Annotated in this window: 19 protein-coding genes; 4 read left to right on the forward strand and 15 right to left on the reverse strand. The window is 64.0% G+C overall.

What is annotated here, in order from left to right:
• Window positions 1-3: 3 nt before the first annotated feature.
• Entirely contained in the window at window positions 4-1,008 is a 1,005-nt protein-coding gene (locus GGQ64_RS09170) for a sugar ABC transporter substrate-binding protein (protein ID WP_183802459.1), read from the reverse strand.
• Between the two features lie 366 nt (window positions 1,009-1,374).
• On the opposite strand from GGQ64_RS09170, the gene ssuD reads away from it, so the two are divergent.
• Complete coding sequence (ssuD, locus tag GGQ64_RS09175; RefSeq protein ID WP_183802462.1) at window positions 1,375-2,544, forward strand: FMNH2-dependent alkanesulfonate monooxygenase; 1,170 nt, start codon at window positions 1,375-1,377, stop codon at window positions 2,542-2,544.
• Window positions 2,545-2,827: 283 nt separating this feature from the next.
• Here ssuD and GGQ64_RS09180 read toward each other — a convergent pair whose 3' ends face one another.
• The 13 genes from GGQ64_RS09180 to GGQ64_RS09240 all read right to left on the reverse strand — a co-directional run bounded on the left by GGQ64_RS09180 (window position 2,828) and on the right by GGQ64_RS09240 (window position 16,311).
• On the reverse strand, window positions 2,828-3,571 hold the full coding sequence (locus GGQ64_RS09180; RefSeq protein ID WP_183802465.1) for an ABC transporter ATP-binding protein: 744 nt from the start codon (window positions 3,569-3,571) through the stop codon (window positions 2,828-2,830).
• The gene (locus GGQ64_RS09185; protein WP_183802468.1) at window positions 3,568-4,404 is read right to left on the reverse strand and encodes an ABC transporter permease subunit; all 837 of its coding nucleotides are present in this window, start codon (window positions 4,402-4,404) and stop codon (window positions 3,568-3,570) included. The genes GGQ64_RS09180 and GGQ64_RS09185 overlap by 4 nt, the downstream gene beginning before the upstream one ends.
• A complete protein-coding gene (locus GGQ64_RS09190) occupies window positions 4,404-5,357 on the reverse strand; it encodes a sulfonate ABC transporter substrate-binding protein (RefSeq protein WP_183802472.1) in 954 nt (317 codons plus the stop codon). The genes GGQ64_RS09185 and GGQ64_RS09190 overlap by 1 nt, the downstream gene beginning before the upstream one ends.
• 123 nt (window positions 5,358-5,480) lie before the next feature.
• A complete protein-coding gene (locus GGQ64_RS09195; RefSeq protein WP_183802475.1) occupies window positions 5,481-6,866 on the reverse strand; it encodes an FAD/NAD(P)-binding protein in 1,386 nt (461 codons plus the stop codon).
• Between the two features lie 173 nt (window positions 6,867-7,039).
• Window positions 7,040-8,365, reverse strand: a complete 1,326-nt coding sequence (locus tag GGQ64_RS09200) for an LLM class flavin-dependent oxidoreductase (protein WP_183802478.1) — start codon at window positions 8,363-8,365, stop codon at window positions 7,040-7,042.
• Window positions 8,366-8,402: 37 nt separating this feature from the next.
• Window positions 8,403-8,738, reverse strand: a complete 336-nt coding sequence (locus GGQ64_RS09205) for a protein tyrosine phosphatase family protein (RefSeq protein ID WP_183802481.1) — start codon at window positions 8,736-8,738, stop codon at window positions 8,403-8,405.
• Between the two features lie 37 nt (window positions 8,739-8,775).
• Window positions 8,776-9,336, reverse strand: a complete 561-nt coding sequence (msuE, locus tag GGQ64_RS09210) for an FMN reductase (RefSeq protein ID WP_183802484.1) — start codon at window positions 9,334-9,336, stop codon at window positions 8,776-8,778.
• A 190-nt stretch (window positions 9,337-9,526) separates the two neighbouring features.
• Complete coding sequence (locus GGQ64_RS09215) at window positions 9,527-10,375, reverse strand: MetQ/NlpA family lipoprotein (RefSeq protein WP_183802487.1); 849 nt, start codon at window positions 10,373-10,375, stop codon at window positions 9,527-9,529.
• Window positions 10,376-10,578: 203 nt separating this feature from the next.
• The gene (locus GGQ64_RS09220; protein WP_183802490.1) at window positions 10,579-12,099 is read right to left on the reverse strand and encodes a sulfatase; all 1,521 of its coding nucleotides are present in this window, start codon (window positions 12,097-12,099) and stop codon (window positions 10,579-10,581) included.
• Between the two features lie 2 nt (window positions 12,100-12,101).
• The gene (locus GGQ64_RS09225; protein WP_183802493.1) at window positions 12,102-13,172 is read right to left on the reverse strand and encodes an ABC transporter ATP-binding protein; all 1,071 of its coding nucleotides are present in this window, start codon (window positions 13,170-13,172) and stop codon (window positions 12,102-12,104) included.
• Window positions 13,173-13,180: 8 nt separating this feature from the next.
• The gene (locus GGQ64_RS09230; protein ID WP_183802495.1) at window positions 13,181-14,011 is read right to left on the reverse strand and encodes a carbohydrate ABC transporter permease; all 831 of its coding nucleotides are present in this window, start codon (window positions 14,009-14,011) and stop codon (window positions 13,181-13,183) included.
• On the reverse strand, window positions 14,004-14,933 hold the full coding sequence (locus tag GGQ64_RS09235; RefSeq protein WP_183802498.1) for a carbohydrate ABC transporter permease: 930 nt from the start codon (window positions 14,931-14,933) through the stop codon (window positions 14,004-14,006). The genes GGQ64_RS09230 and GGQ64_RS09235 overlap by 8 nt, the downstream gene beginning before the upstream one ends.
• 10 nt (window positions 14,934-14,943) lie before the next feature.
• A complete protein-coding gene (locus GGQ64_RS09240) occupies window positions 14,944-16,311 on the reverse strand; it encodes an ABC transporter substrate-binding protein (RefSeq protein ID WP_183802501.1) in 1,368 nt (455 codons plus the stop codon).
• A 126-nt stretch (window positions 16,312-16,437) separates the two neighbouring features.
• Here GGQ64_RS09240 and GGQ64_RS09245 point away from each other — a divergent pair, with 126 nt between their 5' ends.
• The 3 genes from GGQ64_RS09245 to GGQ64_RS09255 all read left to right on the forward strand — a co-directional run bounded on the left by GGQ64_RS09245 (window position 16,438) and on the right by GGQ64_RS09255 (window position 19,821).
• Entirely contained in the window at window positions 16,438-17,346 is a 909-nt protein-coding gene (locus tag GGQ64_RS09245; RefSeq protein ID WP_183802504.1) for a LysR family transcriptional regulator, read from the forward strand.
• Window positions 17,347-17,426: 80 nt separating this feature from the next.
• Window positions 17,427-18,809 (forward strand): sulfatase family protein, encoded by a 1,383-nt coding sequence (locus GGQ64_RS09250; RefSeq protein WP_343059448.1) that lies wholly within the window; start codon window positions 17,427-17,429, stop codon window positions 18,807-18,809.
• Between the two features lie 37 nt (window positions 18,810-18,846).
• Window positions 18,847-19,821 (forward strand): formylglycine-generating enzyme family protein, encoded by a 975-nt coding sequence (locus GGQ64_RS09255; protein WP_343059449.1) that lies wholly within the window; start codon window positions 18,847-18,849, stop codon window positions 19,819-19,821.
• Window positions 19,822-19,986: 165 nt separating this feature from the next.
• Here the strand turns inward: GGQ64_RS09255 and GGQ64_RS09260 are convergent, their stop codons facing one another.
• Window positions 19,987-20,862 (reverse strand): D-amino-acid transaminase, encoded by an 876-nt coding sequence (locus tag GGQ64_RS09260; protein ID WP_246422515.1) that lies wholly within the window; start codon window positions 20,860-20,862, stop codon window positions 19,987-19,989.
• Between the last annotated feature and the right edge of the window lie 101 nt (window positions 20,863-20,963).

The raw sequence follows: 20,963 nt of genomic DNA on the forward strand, positions 1-20,963 counted from the left end.
TAATCAGCCGATGCCGAGCTTCTTGGAGACCTCGCCGACGGTCTGCTTGTTGGCGAGGAGTGCCGGCACATAGGTTTCGCGCGGCAGCGTTTCGCCGGCGAGGTGGCGGGCGACGTTCTGGATCGCGACGCGGCCGAGTTCGGCGGGCTGCTGGGCGACATCGGCTGCGGCCGGCGAATTCGGATCGGCGACGAGCTGGAGCACTTCCGGGCTGCCGTCGACGCCATAGGTCCTGATCTCGGTACGACCGGCGGCGGTGAGTGCCTGCGTGGCGCCGAGCTGCGGGATGTCCCAGGCCGACCAGATGGCCTTGATCGATCCCTTCTCCGGGTACTTTGCGAGGATCGCGGTGATCTGGGTGAAGGCATCCTGCACCGTGTTCGGGATCACGTCGCGCAGCTCCGGCTGGACGATCTGCACCTTCGGAAAATACTTCGTCACATTGACGAGCTGGTCGTAGCGGATCGCGCAGGGCGTGACGCCGTAGAAGCCGTTGAAGACGACGATATTGCCCTCGCCGCCAATATCGGAGACGAGCTGGAGGGCGAGATCCTTGCCGATGCCCCAGTTGTCGGAGGTGGAATTGTTGATCGAGTTCACCGAGCCCACATCGATGGTGAAGACCGGGATATCTGCCTCGCGCGCCCTCTTCAGCCACGGGTCGATGACGCTGAGCGTGCCGAGCAGCTGGACGATCGCATCCGGCTTCTGGGCGATCAGCGTCTGGAGCTGGGAGACGAGCTTGCCGTCGTTACGGCCGGCATCCACCGCGATCGGCTCCCCGCCGAGGCGCTTCACCTCCTCGATCTGGGCATTATAGGCTTGGAGATCGAAGAAGTGGTCGGTGCCGGTGGCGCTGATGCCGATGCGCTTGCCCTTGAGCGAGAGCCCGTCCTCGGCAGTGGCGGTGCGCGCGGACAGAAGCCCTGATCCGGCCACGACGCCGGCTACGGCAGTGAGTTTCAGGAGATTGCGGCGGTTGACGCCGGAGGTGTTATCGTCGGTCATGTCGTCCCCATTGATCCAGATCATATAATCTATAAATTAGATGTGCTAATTGGCGGTGACAGGCAGGATTTTCCAAAATGTGGGCGGGTTGAGAAAAGTTTCGACTCCACGCGCAGCCCTGCGTCGGCGCGCGCCTTTGCCTGCCGACCTCTTCGAGGGCGAGAAGGAGAGAGGCTGGCCTCCCGCAATTTTCCAAAGAGTGTGGGGCGCCCCTTAACGCAAGGAATATCCCAAGCCCTTCGGTAGAAGAGAATAAAATTCCTTATCGAAACTATAGAATTTATTATCCTGCGCGCGATCCCGCGTGCACGCCGCGCATGCGGCGGCTTTCCATTCCCGGCAGCCCGCTCAGGCAGGAAGACAGTCATGACCCAAAAAGACCAGCCCCTCGATTTCCTCTGGTTCATTCCGAGCTCCGGCGACGGTTCCTATCTCGGCTCTGACGACCTCAGCCGACCGGCCGATCCCGGCTACTTCCGCGAGATCGCTGTGGCGGCCGACCGGCTCGGCTACTCGGGCGTCCTCATCCCCGTCGGCGCGGCCTGCGAAGAGTCCTTCGTGTTGGCCGCGGACCTTGCTGCACGCACGGAAAGACTGAAATTCCTGGTGGCGATCCGCCCCGGCACGGCGACGCCCGCCTACTATGCGCGCCTCGCCTCGACGCTCGACCGCGTCTCGAACGGCCGGCTGCTGCTCAACATCGTGGTCGGCGGCAGCGCCGAGGAACTGGCGGGCGACGGCATCTTCCTGCCGCATGACGAGCGCTACGATCACGCCGCCGAATTCTTCAAGGTGTTCAACGAGCTGATCGAGACGGGCCGTTCGACGCTCGATGGCAAATACATCAAGGCGATCGACGCCAAGCTCGGCCTGCCGCCGGTGCAGGCGCCGCGGCCGCCGATCTATTTCGGCGGCTCCTCGGATGCGGCGATCGATTTCGCCGGCGGCCTCGTAGACAAGTACCTGACCTGGGGCGAACCGCCCGCGCAAGTGGCCGAAAAGATCGCCCATGCCCGCAAGGCCGCGGCTGCGAAGGGGCGTCACGCCAGCTTCGGCATCCGCCTGCACTTCATCGTGCGCGAGACGGACGATGAGGCCTGGGAGGCCGCCGACCGGCTGATCTCCAAGCTTTCCGACGAGGCGATCGCCGCGGCGCAGGACGTGCTGACGAAGAATTCCGATTCCGTCGGCCAGGCGCGCATGGTGGCGCTGCACAACGGCCGGCGCGACAGGCTGGAAGTCTCGCCGAACCTGTGGGCCGGCATCGGCCTCGTGCGGTCCGGCGCCGGCACCGCGCTGGTGGGTTCACCGAAGACCGTCGCCGCGCGGCTGCGCGAATACCAGGCGCTCGGCATCGATACGGTGATCGCCTCGGGCTATCCGCACCTGGAAGAGGCCTATCGCCTCTCCGAATTGCTTTTCCCGGAACTCGGCCTTCCCGGACCCCAAACCCAGTTGCGCTCGTCCTTCGGTGACCGCCAGGTCTTCGGCGGCGGCGGCCATGGCGGCAACGTCAAGCTGACATCCGCATCCTAACGGGCTCGCCCCGGCCGCTCTTGATAGGTGCCCGGCACCGGAAGAGTCCCGATCCGGGCACCCTCGTCCTCGAGGAGACGCAGGCGGGGCGTCGTCTCCTGGGGAAGGATCGTTGCGAAGGCACGCCTTGTCCCGCATCGACGCCCCGGTCACTGCCGGCCGCAGCGCGGCCGTCATAGCTTTCAGAAGTTGCGGGGGTTGATGAACGCGCCGGGCAGGCGGAAAATTAGGCCGGCGGGCAGCGGGAGAAGGGGCAAAGCAGCTACGCCGAAAGTCGCCCGTTCTAAACCGCTTCCAGGATCTGCCGCTGGAGATCGACGGCACGGGGATCGGCGAGCTCCTGCCGGGGACGATCGAGGTCGATGTCGATATCGAGCGCGATCGCACCCTCCCGCAGCACCACGACGCGATCGGCCAGTGCGACCGCTTCGGCGACGTCATGGGTGATCAGCACCGTGGTGAAGCCCCGCTCCGTCCAGAGCCGCTCCAGCAGCCGATGCATCTCGATGCGCGTCAGCGCGTCCAGCGCGCCGAAAGGCTCGTCGAGAAGCAGGATCTGCGGCGCGCTGACGAGCGCCCGGGCAAGTGCCACGCGCTGCCGCTGGCCACCGGAGAGGACGGTCGGCCAGTCGTTCTCGCGACCGTCGAGCCCGACATCCGCAAGCGTCCGCCGTGCGGTTTTCTGCCAGTTCGGACCGCGGGCAATGCCGACATTCTCGATGACGCGCTGCCAGGGAACGAGGCGTGCTTCCTGGAACAGCAGGCGAACCGACGGATGGAGGCGTTCGACCTTGCGCCCGCCGATGCCGACGTGACCGCTGCTTGCCGTATCGAGGCCGGCGATGAGGCGCATCAGCGTCGACTTGCCGCCACCCGAGCGGCCGACAACCGCGAGAAACTGACCGGCCGGTATCTCCAGGTTGAAATTACCGAGAACGTTGAGCTTGCCGAAGGACTTTTCGACCCGGGACAGGGAAATCGGCTGCCCCCCGGCGCTCTCCTGCGCGTGGAATTCGGCGGCACTCATTGCCCGTCCCCCGGCTTGACCTGATAGGCGGGGTGCCAGACGAGCACGCGCTTTTCGATCGCACGGGTCGCCACGTCGGCGAGCTTGCCGAGAAGGGCGTAGACGATGATGCCGAGCAGCACCATGTCGGTCTGCAGGAATTCCCGCGCGTTCATCGTCATGTAGCCGATGCCGCTGGTGGCCGAGATCGTCTCGGCGACGATGAGCGTCAGCCACATGAAGCCGAGTGCATAACGCAGGCCGACGAGGATGGATGGCAGTGCACCGGGCAGAATGATGCGCCGGATCAGCGCCTTGCGGTCGAGCCCATAGACCGAGGCCATCTCGACGAGCTGCGGGTCGATGGTGCGCACGCCGTAGAAGGTGTTGATGTAGATCGGGAAGAACACGCCGATCGATACCAGGAAGATCTTGGCCGTCTCGCCGATGCCGAACCAGAGGATCACGAGCGGGATCAGCGCAAGGTGCGGGATATTGCGCACCATCTGGAGCGTGCTGTCGAGGAGCGTCTCGGCCGGCTTCCAGAGCCCGTTGACGACGCCGGCGACGAAGCCGAGCCCACCGCCGATCGCGAGACCGATCAGGGCGCGCTCGGTGGAGGCGAGCGTATGGACCAATAGCGTGCCGTCGAGCAACGATCGCCAGAAGGTGGCGGCGATCGTCGTCGGCGCCGGCATCAGTCGGGCGGTGACGAGACCGCTACGCGCCGCTATCTCCCAGACCACAAGGAGCGCGATGGGAAAGGCCCAGGGCGCAAGCGCGGTCCAGAGCCCCTTCAGGTTGGGCCTGCGCGTCCCGCCGGCGGCGTAGCCGGCTACCGACGTCTCCGCCATCAGGCGCCACCCTTGCGCACGACGTCGGCAATCGAGATCCTGTTCGGGATCAGGCCGAGGTCGAAGAATGTGTCGGCGATCGCCTGCTGCTGCTTGACGACGCCCTCGTCGAGCGCCTTGACGCCATAAGACTGGCGCTCGAGCGCGATGGTGAGCACGTCTTCCGGAATGCCGACGGAAGGCGCCAGTTCGGCGGCTGCGGCGGCGGTATTGGCCTTCGCCCATTCATCGATCTCGGCAACGGCCTCGATCACGACGTCCACCGCTTCGGGATTGCCGTCCACGAAGGTCTTTGCGCCCAGATAGAACTGGTGGTTCGGTACGATGCCCTCGCCGTTTCGCAATTCGCGGGCCTCGATCGCCACTTCGGCAGCGGCCTGGAAGGGATCCCAGATGACCCAGGCGTCGACCGCACCCTGCTCGAAGGCGGCGCGGGCGTCGGCTGGCGGCAGGAAGGACGTCTTGATATCGCCGTACTGGAGGCCGGCTTCTTCCAGCGCCTTCACCAGCAGGAAGTGCACGTTCGAGCCCTTGTTGAGCGCGACCGTCTTGCCCTTCAGGTCCGCCACCTTCTGGATGGGGCTGTTCTTGGGCACGAGAATGGCCTCGCCGCGCGCTGCCGGCGGTTCGTGCGCGATATAGACCAGCGGCGCACCGGCAGCCTGCGCGAAGATCGGCGGCGTTTCGCCCGTGGTGCCGAAATCGACGGCGCCGACGTTGAGCGCTTCGAGCAGCTGGGGGCCTGCGGGGAATTCGGTCCACGTCACGGTGTAGCCGATCTTCTCCAGCTTCTCTTCCAGGAGGCCCTTGCCCTTGAGCAGCACGAGCGTTCCGTATTTCTGGTAGCCGATGCGGACCACTTTGTCGGAGGCCGCGGCCGGGCCGATACTCAGGAGCGGCAGCGCAACCGATGCGGCAAGAGCTGTCGAGAAAAGGCGGCGTGAAATCTTCATGGCGTTCCCCTGCGAGAAAATCTTCTATTAGGCCATATAATCTATAGAATTTGCCTCGCTTCGAGGGCGCCTATTCCAACCTTCGCAGGGGACGTAGTTTTTTCTCCTAAATTTCGCAGCCCGCTATGCGGTGCCGTGCGCGCTGGCCTTCGAAGCACGCACTGTCTTGCGGTCGGGCAGCCAGACGCCCAGCGCCTCGGCGGCCGCATAGGCCTGCACCACGATTTCCGGGACGAGGTCGATATCCGGCAAGCTGCCGAGGCCGAGCGGCCCCATCGCGAAAAGCCCGTCGAACCTTTCCCCCTCCACGATCGCCCGGCCGCTGCGATCGACGAAGACGCCGAGATCGAGTTCGTCGCGCCGCACCAGGCCCGCCAGGAACAGCGAACGGTAGAGCGGCGAGCCGAGGTCGGTCGGACGGATGCGACAGTCGATCGTCCGGCCTGCGGCAAGGACCTGCAGACCCGCAGCCGTGGACAGCAGCACGCCGTTCGTCGCCAAGCGCTCGACCTTGCCCTTGCGCACGGTGATGGCGCCGCTGGTGATCGCCTGGCGCAGGCGTTCGTAGTGGCCGGGCGGCAGGCGGTTGCGGTGACTGTCGTAGATCGGCTTCACATGGCGCTTGAAGCGGCGGCGCTCCTCCGGTGTCAGCGACTGCCAGAGGTCGCGTGCGCGCAGGCGAAAATCGTTCATGATCCCCTGCCAGCCGGAGCCCTCCAGCGCAGCCCTGTTCGCAGCCTCGCGCAAATGGCGGAAGGCACCCAGAAGGGTGTTGGGGAACGGCCGGCCAGACGAGACGGCTCCCACGGCCGAGGCTGTATGCGGCTGCGGCAGGAAGCCAGATGCCGAAATCAATGTGACATGGGATGCCTCGCCGGCGGAAAGCAGCCGCAGCGCCCGGTCGACGGCATGCACCCCGCCGCCGATGACCACCGCCTCCCCAGGCGCGCTTTCGTCGGAATTCGCATCGGCCCCGTCGCGCAGGCCGTAGCCCGTCGCCAGGAACACCGCATCGAAGCGCGCCTGCCCGCCCTCACCGGACGAAACCGAGAGACCGTCCCGCGAATGCCGGTCGATCGCGGTCACGCTGTCGGCACGCAGCTGAACCACGACGTCAGTCCGTTCCCGAAGTGCTTCGGAGAAGCGCTGATAGACATAGGCGCTGAAGACCTCGCCGGGAACGAAGGCATGATCGACATTGCCGGCCGCCACCTCGCCGCCATTGCGCCGCGCCTCGAGCCATCGCCGGAAATCCTCGCGCGCTGCCGGATTGACCGAGAGGTCCCGCACGCGGCTGTTCAGCAGCGTGGAGGCAGGGCGGCCGATTTCCTCCCAGTTGTCGATCTTGGGATGCGGATCGTAGAGGACGAGATGGAAGGGCCGGTCGACCGTCTTGAGAAGTGCGATCGCCGTCATCAGGCCAGTGAACCCGCGGCCGACGATCGCGATCTTCGACAGCCCATCGGCTTCGTTCGGTTGGTGGGGAAAGCGGGCGGACACAAGCGTCATCGGTGGCTCCTTTCCTGCAGGGCATCAGGTGGTTTCCAGAAGCGCGCAGGTGAGAACGCGCTGCGACATGCCATTGTCTATAAAATCAATAGAATTTAACCCCGGAAATCAAGCCCTGATTTGGGCGATGACGAGAAAGGGGCCGGAACATACTCTCGATGGCCATTTTCGGCTCATTCGAAGAACCGGTTTTTCGGCCTTGAAAGCCCCAGATGGTCACGCAGCGTCTGGCCCGCATAGTCCGTCCGGAACAGGCCTCGCCGCTGGAGCTCTGGGACAAGCCGCTCCGCGACGTCGTCAAGGCCTTGCGGCAAATAGGGAAAGACGACGTTGAACCCGTCCGAGCCCTTTTCCTCCAGCCAGGCGGCCATCTCGTCGGCAACGGTGTCGACCGTTCCGACAAAGGCAAGGCCGGCATAGCCCCCATAACGCTGCGCCAGCTGGCGAACGGTCAGCCGCTCTTCCTCGGCGAGTTTCAGCACCTGCGCGCGGCCGGTCTTGCTATCGTTCGTCTCCGGGATGGGCGGCAGGGGGGCGTCCGGATCGAAGCCGGAAGCATCATGGCCGAGGGCGATGGAGAGCGAGGCAATGGCGCTGTCGTAGTGCACGAGGCTGTCGAGCCGGAGCCGCCGGGCGCGTGCCTCCTCCACCGTGTCGCCGATGACGACGAAGGCGGCGGGCAGGATCTTCAGGCTGTCCGGCGCCCGACCGACGGCGGCGAGGCGTCCCTTGATATCGGCATAGAGCGCCTTGCCCGCCGAAAGATCCCGGGGCGAACAGAAGACCACCTCCGCCGTTTCGGCGGCAAGTTGCCGCCCGGGCTCCGATTGGCCGGCCTGCACGATGACGGGCCACCCCTGCGGCGGACGGGCAATGTTGAGCGGCCCGCGCACCTTCAGTTCGGGTCCCGTGTGGTCGAGAACATGCAGGCGTTCGGGGTCGAAGAATATGCCGCTTTCAGCGTCGCGGATGAAGGCGTCGTCGGCAAAGCTGTCCCATAGCCCTGTGACGACATCGAAGAACTCGCGCGCCCGCGCATAGCGCTCGCCGTGTTCGACATGTTCGTCGAGGCCGAAATTGCGCGCCGCGTCGGGGTTCGACGTGGTGACGATGTTCCATCCCGCACGGCCCGCGCTGATGTGGTCGAGCGAGGCGAAACGGCGGGCGACATGGTAGGGCTGGTCGAAGGTCGTCGAGGCGGTCGCCACGAGACCGATGCGCTCCGTCACCGCCGCCAGCGCCGAAAGAAGCGTGAACGGCTCGAAGGACGTGACCGTATGGCTGCGGCGCAGGGCTTCGATCGGCATGTTCAGCACCGCAAGATGATCCGCCATGAAAAAGGCGTCGAACTTCGCCGCTTCGAGCTTGAGCGCGAAGGACTTCAGGCGCGCGAAACTGAAGTTCGCATCCGGGTAGGCTCCCGGATAGCGCCAGGCACCGGTGTGCAGGCTGACGGGCCGCATGAAGGCCCCCAGATGAAGTTGCCGTGCCGCGTTCATCCCGACACCTCCATGACGCGTGACTGACAGGCGCAGGTCATTGAGGCTGCAGCGCCTGCTCGTAGATCCTGGTCGAGCGCGCGCCCGAGCGGCAGTATCCGAGGATCGGCCGGGGGAGGTCGTTCAGCGCACGAACCATGCTGCCGACAGCTTCATCCGTAAGCCCCGTGGGCACGACGGGAATATGCCGGACCTCGATGCCCAGCTGTGCCGCGCGGGCAGCGATCGCCGAAAACTCGGGCTGATCGGGCTGCTCATGATCCGGCCGGTGGCAGACGATCGATTTGAAGCCCAGCAGGCTGACGATGTCGACCTCTTCGGCGTCGATCTGCGGGGAGACCGAATAATCGTCATCGATCTTTCGGATATCCATGGCTCACCCCTTTCCTTGAATTCAGGCGCCGGCCAGGTCATGCGGCATGATGGATCCCTGCCCCGAGCGCCGGGAGGACGCCGGAAAGGTCGGACAGGAGATCGTCGAAGCGCGCGGCCGAGCGGGGCGAAGCCACCTTGTAGTCCCTGAAGTCGACGTCCGAGGCATAGATCGCGGTCGGAAGCGACCGGGCGCCGAAGAAGCCGAAGAGAGGGCGCAACTGGTGCTCGACGATCAGAGCATGCCGGTCTCCCCCGCCGGTGGCCGTGAGGATCACGGGCTTTCCCCGCAGTTCCAGAGGATCGATCAGGTCGAACAGGTGCTTGAACAGGCCCGGATAGGATCCCTTGTAGGTCGGCGATCCGACAAGAAGCACGTCCGCGGCAACGATATCGTCGACGACGGCCGCGGCCTGCCGGTCGAGGTCCTTGCGCCACAGCGCGCCACCGAGGGAGGGGCCGACATCGTTGAGATCGTAGAGCGCGGTCTCCGTGGCGTAGCGGGTGCCGATCAACGCGGTGATGTGCTCGGCAAGCGCCAGGGTCTTGGATGGCCTGTTGTAACTTCCTGCTATGCCGACGAGCCTGGGGATAGACATTTCTCACTCCAATTCTGCCCCGATAATTCTCTATAAAAAAACTCGATTAAAGAAAAAGGACGCTATTTTCGATCTGCTTTGGGAAAAGATCACCCCTCCAACCGAGCTGTGCGCTGGCCTCCAAAAACGAAACATCCCACGATGGACCGATGCCCATCGTGGGATGTCTGTGCCGCCCCCCGCGCTTGCGTCAGTAGGCGCTGATGCCGGTGCCCTTGTAGACACGATCGAATTCTGCCTTCACCGCGTCGTTCTGATAGGATTCGACCAGCGGCTTCACCCACGGCTCGTCCTTGGATTCCTCGCGAACGGCGATGAAGTTGCGATACGGATTGTCGTCGACCGGTTCCTGCGCAATGCGGTTTTCGGGCGTGAGCCCGCTTTTCAGCGCCCAGTCCGTGTTGACGACGGCGGCGTCGAGATCATCAATCGAGCGGCCGACGATGCCCGCATCGAGCTCCTTGATCTCGATCTTCTTCGGATTTTCGGAGATATCGGCGATCGTTGCCAGGATGCCCGTGCCGTCCTTGAGCTTGATCAGCCCCTCGTTCTGCAGGACGCGCAGCGCACGGCCCTCGTTCGACGGATCGTTCGGCACGCCGATGACGGCGCCGTCCGGGAGCTCTGCGCCCTTGGCGTGCTTCTTCGAGTACAGCCCGATCGGCCAGACGCCGGTATAGCCCACCGGCACGATCTTGTAGCCGTGCGTCTTGATCTGGTTCTCCAGATAGGGAAGGTGCTGGAAGGCATTGGCATCGACCTCGCCCCGGGCGAGCGCTTCGTTGGGCTGGGTGTAGTCGTTGAAGACGACCGTCTCGATCGTAAGCCCCTTCTTCGCCGCCTCTGCTACGACCACGCGCCAGACGTCCTCATCCTCACCCGAAATGATACCGACCTTCAGATCCTTCTTGTCCTGCGCAAAGGCCGGGGCCGCGACGGGAAGCGTCGAGACGGAGACGGCCGCAACGGCCAGCGCAAGAACAGCCGCGCGACGCGACAAGGACGCACCTTCCAGGAGTTTTTTGACGATTTTCGACATGATAGCTGCCTTCGCGATTGGTTCGAAACACCATTGTTTCCGCCTCAAAAATCGCAAATGCCCAATTCCTGGGCAACGAATGCCGATTTACCGGTCAGGCAGATCGGGAATTTTCCCTATTGTGGAAGCGGTCCCTGGAGGAAAATATTTTCTACTATATTTATAGACTAATAGCCGCCGGCCGCGACGACCACCGCCTTGCTCTATTCCGATGATGGTTGCGCGCCTTCCGGCGGCATCAGGCCGAGCCGCCGATAGGCTTCGGGCGGCGCATCGTTTTCTGCCATCAGCTCGATCAGGCGGGCGACGAGACGCGCTTCCGTCTCGGGGTCATCCAGCGTGCGCACCTGCCGGGGATCGGCAACGACGTCGTAGAGCCGCGTGTCGCTCTCGATCAGGCTGCCGGGGCCGTAGTTCATGTAGAAGGGCGAACGGGACTGGACCGGGATCTGAAGCAGCGGCACGTCCTTGGTCCAGTCGAAAGGCGGGTGCAGCCGCGCCTCGCGCAATTCCTCCGGCGTGAATCGCGTCTTCAGATGGGTCGGCATCAGCGTGTACTGATAGATCTCCTGGGTGCGGATATCCTCCGGGTAGCGGTGATAGGTGTAGACGCCGTCCGTGATGTTCACGGCGCCACCGAAATAGCCGAAGATCACCGCGTCATGGTGCGTCTCGCCCACGAGCGCCCGCCCCTTCATCTCCTCGGCCGGGGGGAGACCGAACAACGCCAATAACGTCGGGGCGATGTCGATGGATTGGGTCACATCGCCGATCCGGCCGGAGCGCGGCGCGCGCGGGTCGTGAATGAACAGCGGGATGTTGGCGATCTCCTGGTACATCGTCATCCGGTTCTTCGCCCACAGGTCATGCTCTCCGAGCAGGAAGCCATGGTCGGTGGTCAGGATGAGCGCCGTGTCCTTCCAGAGGTCGTATTCGTCGAATGCGTCGAGCAGCTTGCCGAGCAGATGGTCGCAATGGGCGAGGGTGGCCCGATAGTTGGCGCGCAGCTCATCGGCCTCGCCCGGTTCGTCATTGCCCCGCCCATAGGTCGGCCAGTCCCGGATCGGCCCGTTCCAGCCGGTCCGGAATGCCTCCTTGAAGCTGTCGGGCGCATGGAAGGGTTCATGGGGATCGAAGGTCTCGATCTGGAGCAGCCAGTTGTCCGCCGCGTGGTTCCTGGCAAGAAAATCGAGACCGTGCGCGAATGTCTTGTAGGAAGGGAAATCCTCCTCTTCCGTGATGAATTCGCGGTTGACGATGTAGGGCTCGAAGACGTGTTTGATCCCGCCACCCCGCTGCTTGGGGTGGTACTTCTCGCTGAGCTCGACCAGGTCCTTCGACTTGTCGACCTTCCACGGGTCGGCCTCCTGGCCGCGAACGAACTCGAACGTGGTGTAGCGATTGTGATAGGTGGCTCCGCCGTCTTCCCAGTAGTGATAATGATCGGTCACCAGGTGGGAGTGAACGCCGGCGTCATGCAGGAGCTCCGGGAAGGCGTTATCGAAGGGTTCGAGCGGCCCCCAGCTGCGATGGAGGAAGGACAGCCGTCCGGTCATCATGTCGCGCCGCGCCGGCATGCAGGGCATCGATCCGACATAATGCTTGTCGAAGACCACCGAACGGGCCGCCAGCCGGTCGAAATTCGGCGTCGGCACGGCGGTCCCGCCATAGGGGCCAAGAAGATGGCGATTGAGGCTGTCGAAAAGTAGGAAGACGGCTTTCATGATCAGGAAGCTCCGGTGATCTGTGGCAGGATGCCGCCGGTGGACTTGACAAACAGGTGAACGCGGCCCGGTTCCGGCCTCAGCCAGACCGTCTCGCCGGCCCGGCCTTGCGAGCCGGGCCTGCGCCAGCAGATTTGCCGGCCATCGCGGTCGCCGAAGACGTAGGTCTCCGCGCCGAGGTGTTCGACGATGTCGAAGGTCAGCGGCAAGGCATCGGGCGCGTTCGGCTCTCCGGGGACAAGGTCTTCCGGACGGATACCGATATCGACCGGCCCGGGCGCCGCGGAACTGCGGCCAAGGACGAGACGACCGGCGCGCACCGTCCCGTCCGCGCCAATCTCGCCATCCAGGATATTGATCCCCGGCGCGCCGATGAACTCGGCCACGAAGCGGCTTGCCGGATTTGCATAGACCTCGAGCGGCGTTCCGATCTGGACGATCTGGCCACGGTCCAGCACCACGATGCGATCGGCCATCGTCATGGCCTCCACCTGGTCATGCGTCACGTAGATGGAGGTGGCGCCGAGACGCTCGTGCAGCGCCCGGATCTCGGTCCGCATCTGGACACGCAGCTTCGCATCGAGATTGGAAAGGGGCTCGTCGAACAGGAAGAGCGCGGGCTTGCGGACGATCGCCCGACCCATCGCGACCCGTTGCCTCTGCCCGCCGGAAAGCTGGCGCGGCTTGCGGTCGAGAAGCGCTGTGAGGCCGAGAAGACGGGCCGCATCCTCGACGGCTGCGTCGATCTCGGCTTTCGGCCGGCCGGAGAGCGTCAAGCTGAAGCCGATATTCTGGCGCACGGTCATGTGCGGATAGAGCGCATAGGACTGGAACACCATCGCCACATCGCGCTCACGGGGTTCGAGGCCGTCGACGTCGCGACCGTCGATGCGCACGGTGCCCGCGTCGGCGTCTTCGAGGCCCGCGATCACCCGCAGAAGCGTCGATTTCCCGCATCCCGAGGGCCCGACGAGGACGAGGAATTCTCCGTCCCGGATGTCGAGGGCGATCTGGGAAAGGACCTGCGACTTCCCGAAGGACTTGACGATTCCCTTAAGGTCAACTCTTGCCATTCTATCCTCTATTTCAAGGCGCCGCCGGTAAGACCCTGGACAACGAAACGCTGGCCGAAGATCATCAGCACCAGGGCCGGCAGGATCGCGATCATGGAGGCGGCGGCCATCGGGCCGTTCTGGATTTCAAATTGCTGGGCAAATTGCGCAATCCCGATTGGGACGGTCGCCGCAGCCCGCGAAGCCAGCGTCAGGGCGACAGAGAACTCGTTCCAGCTGAACACGAAGGCGAGAACCCCGGCGGCGATGAGCCCCGGCGTCACGAGCGGCAGCACGACCTTGCGGAACACCTGGAACGGAGTACAGCCGTCGACGCGGGCAGCGTCCTCCAGTTCGACGGGAATGTCGCGGATGAACCCCATGAGCAGCCAGACGGTGAGCGGGAGGTTCAGCACCACATGGACCAGGACGAGCGCCGTCAGCGTATTGTAGAGGTCGAGCCAGCGAAAGATGAGGTACCATGGTCCGATCAGCGTCAGCGTGGGCATGACGTGGAATACCAGCGTCCATCCCAGAAACACCCGCGAGACCAGCCGCGAATGCTGCTGGCGTTCCAGCGTGTAGGCGGCGAGCAGCCCGATTGTGAGCGTGATGGCGGTGCTGACCGCAGCCACTGTGACGCTGTTGAACAGGTTGCGGACAAAATTCGAGCGCCGCCCGAAAAGCACCTGCTGATAGTTGCCCAACGTCGGATCGAACAGGACGTCGCCCGTGGCGATCGCTATTTCGGTCTTGAACGACGTCGCCAGGATGTAGAGGAACGGCGCCAGCGTGAAGACGACCGAAAGCGCCAGAAGCGCCCGGCCGAGAAGGAGACTGCGGCCTCTCAATTCAAGCATTTCGCGCCTCCAGCCAGCGCAGGCTGAACCGCGCCGTCAGGAGGAAGGCCAGGATCATCGCAATGGTGACGACCGAAAGAAGCGCGCCGTAGCCCATGATATTCTGTTCGAAGAAGACCTTGTAGAGCCGCAGGCTCAGCACTTCGGTCGCGGTGCCGGGCCCGCCGCCGGTCAGGAGCACGATCTGGTCGAACACCTTGAAGGCGGCAATGGACCGGAAGATGAAGGCCACCGCGATGGCCGGCGCCAGCAGCGGCAGGACGATATGGCGCAGAAGCTGGCGGCGATTGGCCCCGTCGATCCTCGCGGCCTCGATCACCTCGCGCGGCAGTCCCTCGACGCCCGCAAAGAGGATGAGGAACACCAGCGGCGTCCAATGCCAGACGTCGACCACGACGACCGACAGGAGCGCGATGGAGGTTTCGGAGAGCCAACCGACCTTGGCCAGACCGAACGCCTCGAGGATCTGGTTGAGCGGGCCGAAATCGTAGCTGTAGATCAGTCTCCACATGGCGCCGATGGCGACCGGAGAGACGAGGATGGGCAGGATGGTCACCGTCCGGATCCACCCCTTGCCGCGACGAACCGAGGCGGCAAGAAGCGCAAGGCCGATGCCCAAGACGAGCTCCACGGAGACGGATAGAACCGTGAACAGAAGCGTGTTCAGCGTGGCCGTCAGGAACTGGGTGTCATCCAGAAGCAGGCTCAGATTGGCCAGCGGCCTGAAGACCCATTCGGTTTGCCCGCGCGACACCGAAATCTCGGCCAGGGCCATGGCAAACAGGTTGAGCATGGGCACGACCGTCAGCAGGACCAGCATGATCACCGCAGGCAAGAGCGCGACCCTGCGGAAGAGCTGCTTGCGACGGAACGCCCTGACAGGGCGTTCCGCATCGTCAAGTATGGCTGAGCTTACGGACATGCTGCTCGGCTCATTCCGCGAGGTCGGGAAGGCGGCCGGTCTTGCGGCCCGTCTTGCGGAAGATCGCCTCGATCTCGGCAGCCGCGGTATTGAGCGCTGCGGTGGGGGAGAGCTCCCCGATCAAGGCCTGGTTGAGACGCAGGCCGAGCACCTCGTTCACCTCTGCCGCCTCGGCATAGCCGAACGGGCTCACCGCTCCGTCGAGATTGGAGAGATAGGCCTTGACCCAGAAGTAGTCCGGCTGATCCGCAAGCGGCTCGAGCACGTCGGCCCGGACCGGCACGCCGCCTGCCTCGACGTAGGCCTCCTGGGCCGGCTTCGACACGAACCATTTCAGGAAGGCCAGTGCCGCTTCCTTCTGCTCCTTCGAGATGTTCTGCGGGATCGCCAGGGACCAGTTGCCGATGGGCGAGGGAAGCTTCCTGCCGTCGACGATCGGGTTCGGCACGGCGCCGAGCTTGCCGGCAACCACGGACTTGGCGGGATCGGTCAGGCTCGACATGGCGGCGACGACCACCTGGATCTCGGCGGCCTTGCCGGCGGCCATGAGCTGGATGACGTCGTTCTGCGTGAGGGCGGCGACGTTGTCCGGCCCGCACCCCTTCAGGATGTCAAGGAACTTGGTGAGGGCGGTCAGCGCCTGCGGGCTGTTGATGGTCACGGTGTAGTCACCGTTCTCCATGTCGGCCGCGATATCCGCGCCGTGCGCCAGGAGATAGGGAGACCATTCGAAGCGGATCGAGCCTCGCTCGCCCCGGGTGACATAGCCATAAAGCCCAGAGGCCGCCTGAACCGCCTTGCAGCTCACCGCAACATCGTCCACCGTGACCGGAGGGGTAAGCTTGGCCTGTTCGAAGATGTCGGTGCGATAGACCTGCATGTGCGTGTTGCAGTTCGGCGGGACGCCGTACAGCGCTCCGCCGTCCGGGGTGCGCCAGCGCTTCGCGGCGTTCCACCAGTGCGTCTCACCGCAGGCAAAGACCTCTTGCGGAAGCTTGAACTCCGGATCGATTTCGTTCAGCGGCGTCAGCGTGCCGGCTTCGTAGAACTCGACGGTCCAGCCACCGTCGATGTTCAGCAGCTGGTGCGTGCTCTCCGCGCCGCGCACCGCGTTGCGCGCCTTTTCCAGCATGCCGGAGTAGGGCGTCACGTCCAGCTCCACCACATTGCCGGTTTGCTCCTCGTAGAGCGCAACGGCTGCCTCAAAGCCCGAGAACCAGGGCGAGGCGTTGATCAGAGCGGTGATCGGCACCTGCTCGCCGACATCTGGAACATCTTCCTGCGCCAGAACGGGTGTCGCTGCAAACCCCACAGCAAGCAGCGCCGCGCCCAGTTTCAAACGCCAGCGCTGGCGGGCCGAGCCAGGTATCGTCTTCATCGCTTCATCCCTCCGATCGCATGTCGAACAGACGACATACTTTATAGACTTTGTTGACAAAAGAACGGGCGGCATGATGATGTAAAATGAAATCACTGGGCACGAGCGATAACCTGGCGGAATGACATGGATAGAAATCTTCGAGCCTTCCTTTCCGTAGCAAGAAAAGGCAATCTGACCGCCGCTTCAGAGGAAATTGGTCTCACCCAGCCCGCTGTGACGAAAACGATCCGCCGGCTCGAATCCGAGCTCGGAGCCGAGCTTTTTATGCGAACGGCCCGCGGCATGTTCCTCAACGACACGGGAAAGCGCTTCCTGCAGCGCGCGGAAGCAATCGAAAATCAATATCGCTTCGCCGTGGAGGAAATGGCCGCGGAGCGACGGCAGGAAAAAGCCATCCTGCGGATCGTGGCGGGCGTGGCCTATCAGAGCGGACTGGCGGCCCGCCTGGTCAGCCAGCTCCACAGCGAATTTCCGCACACGATGATCGAGCTGCGCGCCGATCTTCTGACGCCCACGCGCCCCGAGCTGATGCGTGGCGAGATCGACCTGATCCTCGGGGCGCTGGTGGGGGCACCGCCGGAGGGGATCGTTACCCATCCGCTGCTTTCGGCGAACGTCGTTGTCTTTGCAGGGCTGCTCAGCCCTCTCTACGACAGGGAGAACCTGACGCTGGCCGACACCGCACCTTCCCCCTGGGTGCTCCTTCATCGCGACGACCACACCGCAGGCCGCCTCACGCGTGCCTATGACGATCTGCGCCTGCAGCCGCCGAGGATCGGCCTGACAGCGCATACGATCGAAGCCTGCCTCGACATCGTCGCCAATTCCACGGCGCTGACCGCGGCGGCCGATCCGGTCCGGCCGCTGGCCCGTGAGCGCGGATTGCGCCAGCTGCCTCTGGCGGCGCCCTTGTGGACGTTCGATTCCGGCCTCTGGATCAGGCAATCGTCGCTGGGCTACCCGATCATCCAGCGTTCGATCGAGATCCTCGAAGAGCTCTGCTCGCGGTTGCGCGATAAAAATTGGTCATGACCGGCAGTCCTTATTTTCATTTCCCGGGGAGTCGGCCCGCCGCTACGGTCCGTCACCTTTGACAAGCATTGGAGCAGGTGGTGGCCAAACGACCAAACGTGATCGTCTTTTTCACAGATCAGCAGCGGTTCGACACGACCGGAGTTCATGGCAATCCCATGGGATTGACCCCGAACTTCGACCGGATCGCGCAGATGGGCACCCATGTGGCCAACGCGTTTGCCTGCCAGCCGCTCTGTGGCCCTTCGCGCGCCGCCCTGCAGACGGGACGCTACGCGACGGCGACCGGCGTGTTCCGCAACGAGATACCGCTCGATCCGCAGTTGCCGACGCTGGGGCGCGTCTTTTTGGAGAACGGCTATCGCACCGGCTATATCGGAAAATGGCATCTGGCCGGGCAGGATCCGGTTCCGGAAGGGCTGCGCGGCGGCTACGAGGACTGGCTGGCGGCGAACCATCTCGAGTTCGTCTCGGACGCCTACGATACGCGGCTGACCGACAATGACGGGGTCGAGCATAGATTGCCCGGCTATCGCGTGGACGCCATGACGGATGCAGCCATCCGCTACATCGACGTCCACAAGGAAGAGCCGTTCCTGCTGTTCCTCTCCTTCCTGGAACCGCACCACCAGAACAATACCGACGACTACCCGGCCCCTACGGGGTATCGGGAGGAACTGCAAAAGCGCCTCTGGGTCCCTGCGGACCTCCAGGCGCTGCAGGGCACGTCCAGCTGGCATCTCGCTGGCTACTACGGAATGGTCAAGCGCCTCGACGAAGCCTTCGGGAGATTGCTGGACGCGCTCAAGAGCCTGGGCCTGGAGGACGATACCGTCGTCCTGTTCACCTCCGACCATGGGTGCCACTTCAAGACACGAAACGACGAGTACAAGCGATCCTGCCATGAGGCCTCCATCCGGGTTCCGATGGCGTTTACGGGTCCCGGCTTCGACAGCGGCGGGCGCGTGCGTGCGCTGGTCAACACCACCGACGTCGCGCCGACGCTGATCGATGCGGCCGGTCTTGTGGTGCCGGAGACGATGCAGGGCCGGTCGATCCTGCCGCTCCTGCGCGATCCGAAGTCGGACTGGCGTCAGGAGAGCTTCGTCCAGATATCCGAAACGGAGACCGGGCGGGCGATCCGTACGGAACGCTGGAAATATGCCGTCACGGCCCCCTACGACGCAGCACAGTCCGAGGCTGCCGAATACGAGGAGTTTGCCCTGTACGATCTCGACAGCGACCCCTTCGAGCTGACCAACCTGATCGGGATGCCGGCCTTCTCCGAGATCACGGCTGATCTTCGCGCTCGACTTCTGAACTGGATCTCCGAGATAGAAGGAGGCAGCCCCCGCATCCTTGCGCATGCCGAACGCCACCAGCGCCAGCATCGCCTGAGCGCGCTGGACCTCCTGCAGGACTATCGCAACGGACAGGTCGGGCGCGGTCATGGAGGCGCGTGACGGCAAGTCGTGCTGCGTCCCGAGCCGGGAACGGCGCTTGCCGCAAGCCGGGCTCGCCCCCGCCGGCGCAGCCGGCACTGCCGGCACCGGCGAAGCGCCCAGGTCCGGCGATGAGGACATGGCATTGATCCCTGCGGGTGCGTTTCGCATGGGCGACGACGGCGCGGAAGGATTTCCGGCCGATGGCGAGGGACCGGCGCGGTCGGTCTACACCGACGCATTCCTGATCGAACGGACTGCGGTGACCAATGCCGCCTTCGAACGCTTCGTCGCTGCCTCCGGCCATGAAACCGATGCGGAACGCTATGGCTGGTCCTATGTCTTCCATGCCGCCCTGCATCCCGAAGCCGCTCGCGCCGTCATGGACGCCGGCGTTCCCGGCGTTCCTTGGTGGCTGGCGGTGCGCGGGGCGACCTGGCGTGCGCCGGACGGGCCGGGTTCGCGACTGGCCGGACGGGAGGACCATCCGGTCGTCCACGTTTCCTGGCGCGATGCCGCGGCCTACGCGGCATGGGCAGGCAAGCGGTTGCCGACGGAAGCGGAGTGGGAGAAGGCCGCCCGCGGCGGCCTGGAGGCAAAACGGTTTCCCTGGGGCGACGAACTCCAGCCCGGGGGCGAACACCGCTGCAACGTCTGGCAGGGCGAGTTCCCGCGGCAAAACACGGCAGAAGACGGCTTTCTCGCAACCGCCCCCGTGCGCAGTTTCCGACCGAACGGCTATGGCCTGTGGAACACGTCGGGCAATGTCTGGGAATGGACGGCCGATCGATGGAGTGCAACCTGGCACACAGCCAAGCGGTCGGAGACGCGCAACAACCCCCGCGGTCCGGACGCGGGCACAGCCCGTGTCATCAAGGGCGGCTCCTATCTCTGCCACGCCTCCTACTGCAACCGCTACCGCAATGCCGCGCGCAGCTTCAACGACGAAGACACCTCGACCGGGCACATGGGCTTTCGCTGCGCCAGCGACGTCGGTGCGTCCGGCAAAGGACCGCAGGATCCGCAGCTCTGACGATCTCTATGACGAGTATTCCGCTCGCGTACCTTGCGGTTCCTTCTGGCAATACCGGAGAGACGGGACCATCCTACGGTGGGTGGATACCCCTTGTCCACGAGGCCAAGTTCAGGTCGTTTCGGCAGGACCGCTCATGCTTTGCCGGAACTTCCGCGGACCAGGTCAAATCGCGGCTTTGCGCGCCTCGTGGATGTAAAGCTCGCGCAGGCGGATGGCGACGCGGCCGGGTTCGCCGCTGCCGATCTTTACACCGTCAATTTCGACGACCGGCATCACGAAGGTCGAGGCGCCGGTGATAAACGCTTCATCGGCGCGTTGCGCTTGCTCGATGGTGAAGTTCATTTCCACGACCTCTATCTGCGCTTCTCGGGCATAACCCAGGAGGGCGGCACGGGTAATGCCGTGCAGAATATCGTTCGACAGGGCACGGGTGATGATCCTGCCACCCATGACGATATAGGCATTGTTGGCAGTGCCTTCGGTCACGAAACCGTCCTGTACGAACCAGCTGTCGTCGGCCCCCGCCTTCTTCGCCATCATTTTCGCCATGGAAGGATAGAGCAGTTGGACCGTCTTGATATCGCGGCGCCCCCACCGCAGATCGGGGACCGAGATAACCTTGATGCCGGTCCGTGCCTTGGGCGCATCCACCAGATTGGGCACTGACTGGGTAAACAGCACGACGGTCGGCGCCACATCCTCGGCTGGGAAGAGGAAATCGCGGTCGCCCGAATTACCGCGCGAAACCTGCAGGTAGAGCAGCCCCTGCGTGAGTTCGTTTCTCGCCACCAGCTCGCGGTGAATGTCCAGAAGCGCCTCGCGCGTCAATGGCTTGCGAATGCCGAGTTCTCCGAGGGACCTCTCCAGCCGGGCGACATGGCCGTCGAAATCCAGAAGCTTGCCGTCGATCACCGAAGTGACCTCATAGACAGCATCGGCGAAGACAAATCCGCGATCGAAGATCGAAATCCTGGCTTCGCTTTCGGGGAGATATTCCCCATTCAGATAGACTATCCGGTTGTTGTGCATCGCGCTCATCCCAAGCATTCACGGTCGGTTGCGGGACTAGAGCATTTCCGGTGAAAACGGGATCACCTTCAATGCTCTATCTCTTTGTTTTAACGCAATTCCGGACGCAA

Source organism: Mycoplana azooxidifex (assembly GCF_014196765.1).
In the GTDB taxonomy this organism is placed as follows: Bacteria; Pseudomonadota; Alphaproteobacteria; order Rhizobiales; family Rhizobiaceae; genus Mycoplana; species Mycoplana azooxidifex.

Coding starts and splice junctions, on each gene's coding strand:
- GGQ64_RS09170 (WP_183802459.1), bottom strand. CDS start 1,008: ATGACCGACGATAACACCTCCGGCGTCAACCGCCGCAATCTCCTGAAA.
- ssuD (WP_183802462.1), top strand. CDS start 1,375: ATGACCCAAAAAGACCAGCCCCTCGATTTCCTCTGGTTCATTCCGAGC.
- GGQ64_RS09180 (WP_183802465.1), bottom strand. CDS start 3,571: ATGAGTGCCGCCGAATTCCACGCGCAGGAGAGCGCCGGGGGGCAGCCG.
- GGQ64_RS09185 (WP_183802468.1), bottom strand. CDS start 4,404: ATGGCGGAGACGTCGGTAGCCGGCTACGCCGCCGGCGGGACGCGCAGG.
- GGQ64_RS09190 (WP_183802472.1), bottom strand. CDS start 5,357: ATGAAGATTTCACGCCGCCTTTTCTCGACAGCTCTTGCCGCATCGGTT.
- GGQ64_RS09195 (WP_183802475.1), bottom strand. CDS start 6,866: ATGACGCTTGTGTCCGCCCGCTTTCCCCACCAACCGAACGAAGCCGAT.
- GGQ64_RS09200 (WP_183802478.1), bottom strand. CDS start 8,365: ATGAACGCGGCACGGCAACTTCATCTGGGGGCCTTCATGCGGCCCGTC.
- GGQ64_RS09205 (WP_183802481.1), bottom strand. CDS start 8,738: ATGGATATCCGAAAGATCGATGACGATTATTCGGTCTCCCCGCAGATC.
- msuE (WP_183802484.1), bottom strand. CDS start 9,336: ATGTCTATCCCCAGGCTCGTCGGCATAGCAGGAAGTTACAACAGGCCA.
- GGQ64_RS09215 (WP_183802487.1), bottom strand. CDS start 10,375: ATGTCGAAAATCGTCAAAAAACTCCTGGAAGGTGCGTCCTTGTCGCGT.
- GGQ64_RS09220 (WP_183802490.1), bottom strand. CDS start 12,099: ATGAAAGCCGTCTTCCTACTTTTCGACAGCCTCAATCGCCATCTTCTT.
- GGQ64_RS09225 (WP_183802493.1), bottom strand. CDS start 13,172: ATGGCAAGAGTTGACCTTAAGGGAATCGTCAAGTCCTTCGGGAAGTCG.
- GGQ64_RS09230 (WP_183802495.1), bottom strand. CDS start 14,011: ATGCTTGAATTGAGAGGCCGCAGTCTCCTTCTCGGCCGGGCGCTTCTG.
- GGQ64_RS09235 (WP_183802498.1), bottom strand. CDS start 14,933: ATGTCCGTAAGCTCAGCCATACTTGACGATGCGGAACGCCCTGTCAGG.
- GGQ64_RS09240 (WP_183802501.1), bottom strand. CDS start 16,311: ATGAAGACGATACCTGGCTCGGCCCGCCAGCGCTGGCGTTTGAAACTG.
- GGQ64_RS09245 (WP_183802504.1), top strand. CDS start 16,438: ATGGATAGAAATCTTCGAGCCTTCCTTTCCGTAGCAAGAAAAGGCAAT.
- GGQ64_RS09260 (WP_246422515.1), bottom strand. CDS start 20,862: ATGAGCGCGATGCACAACAACCGGATAGTCTATCTGAATGGGGAATAT.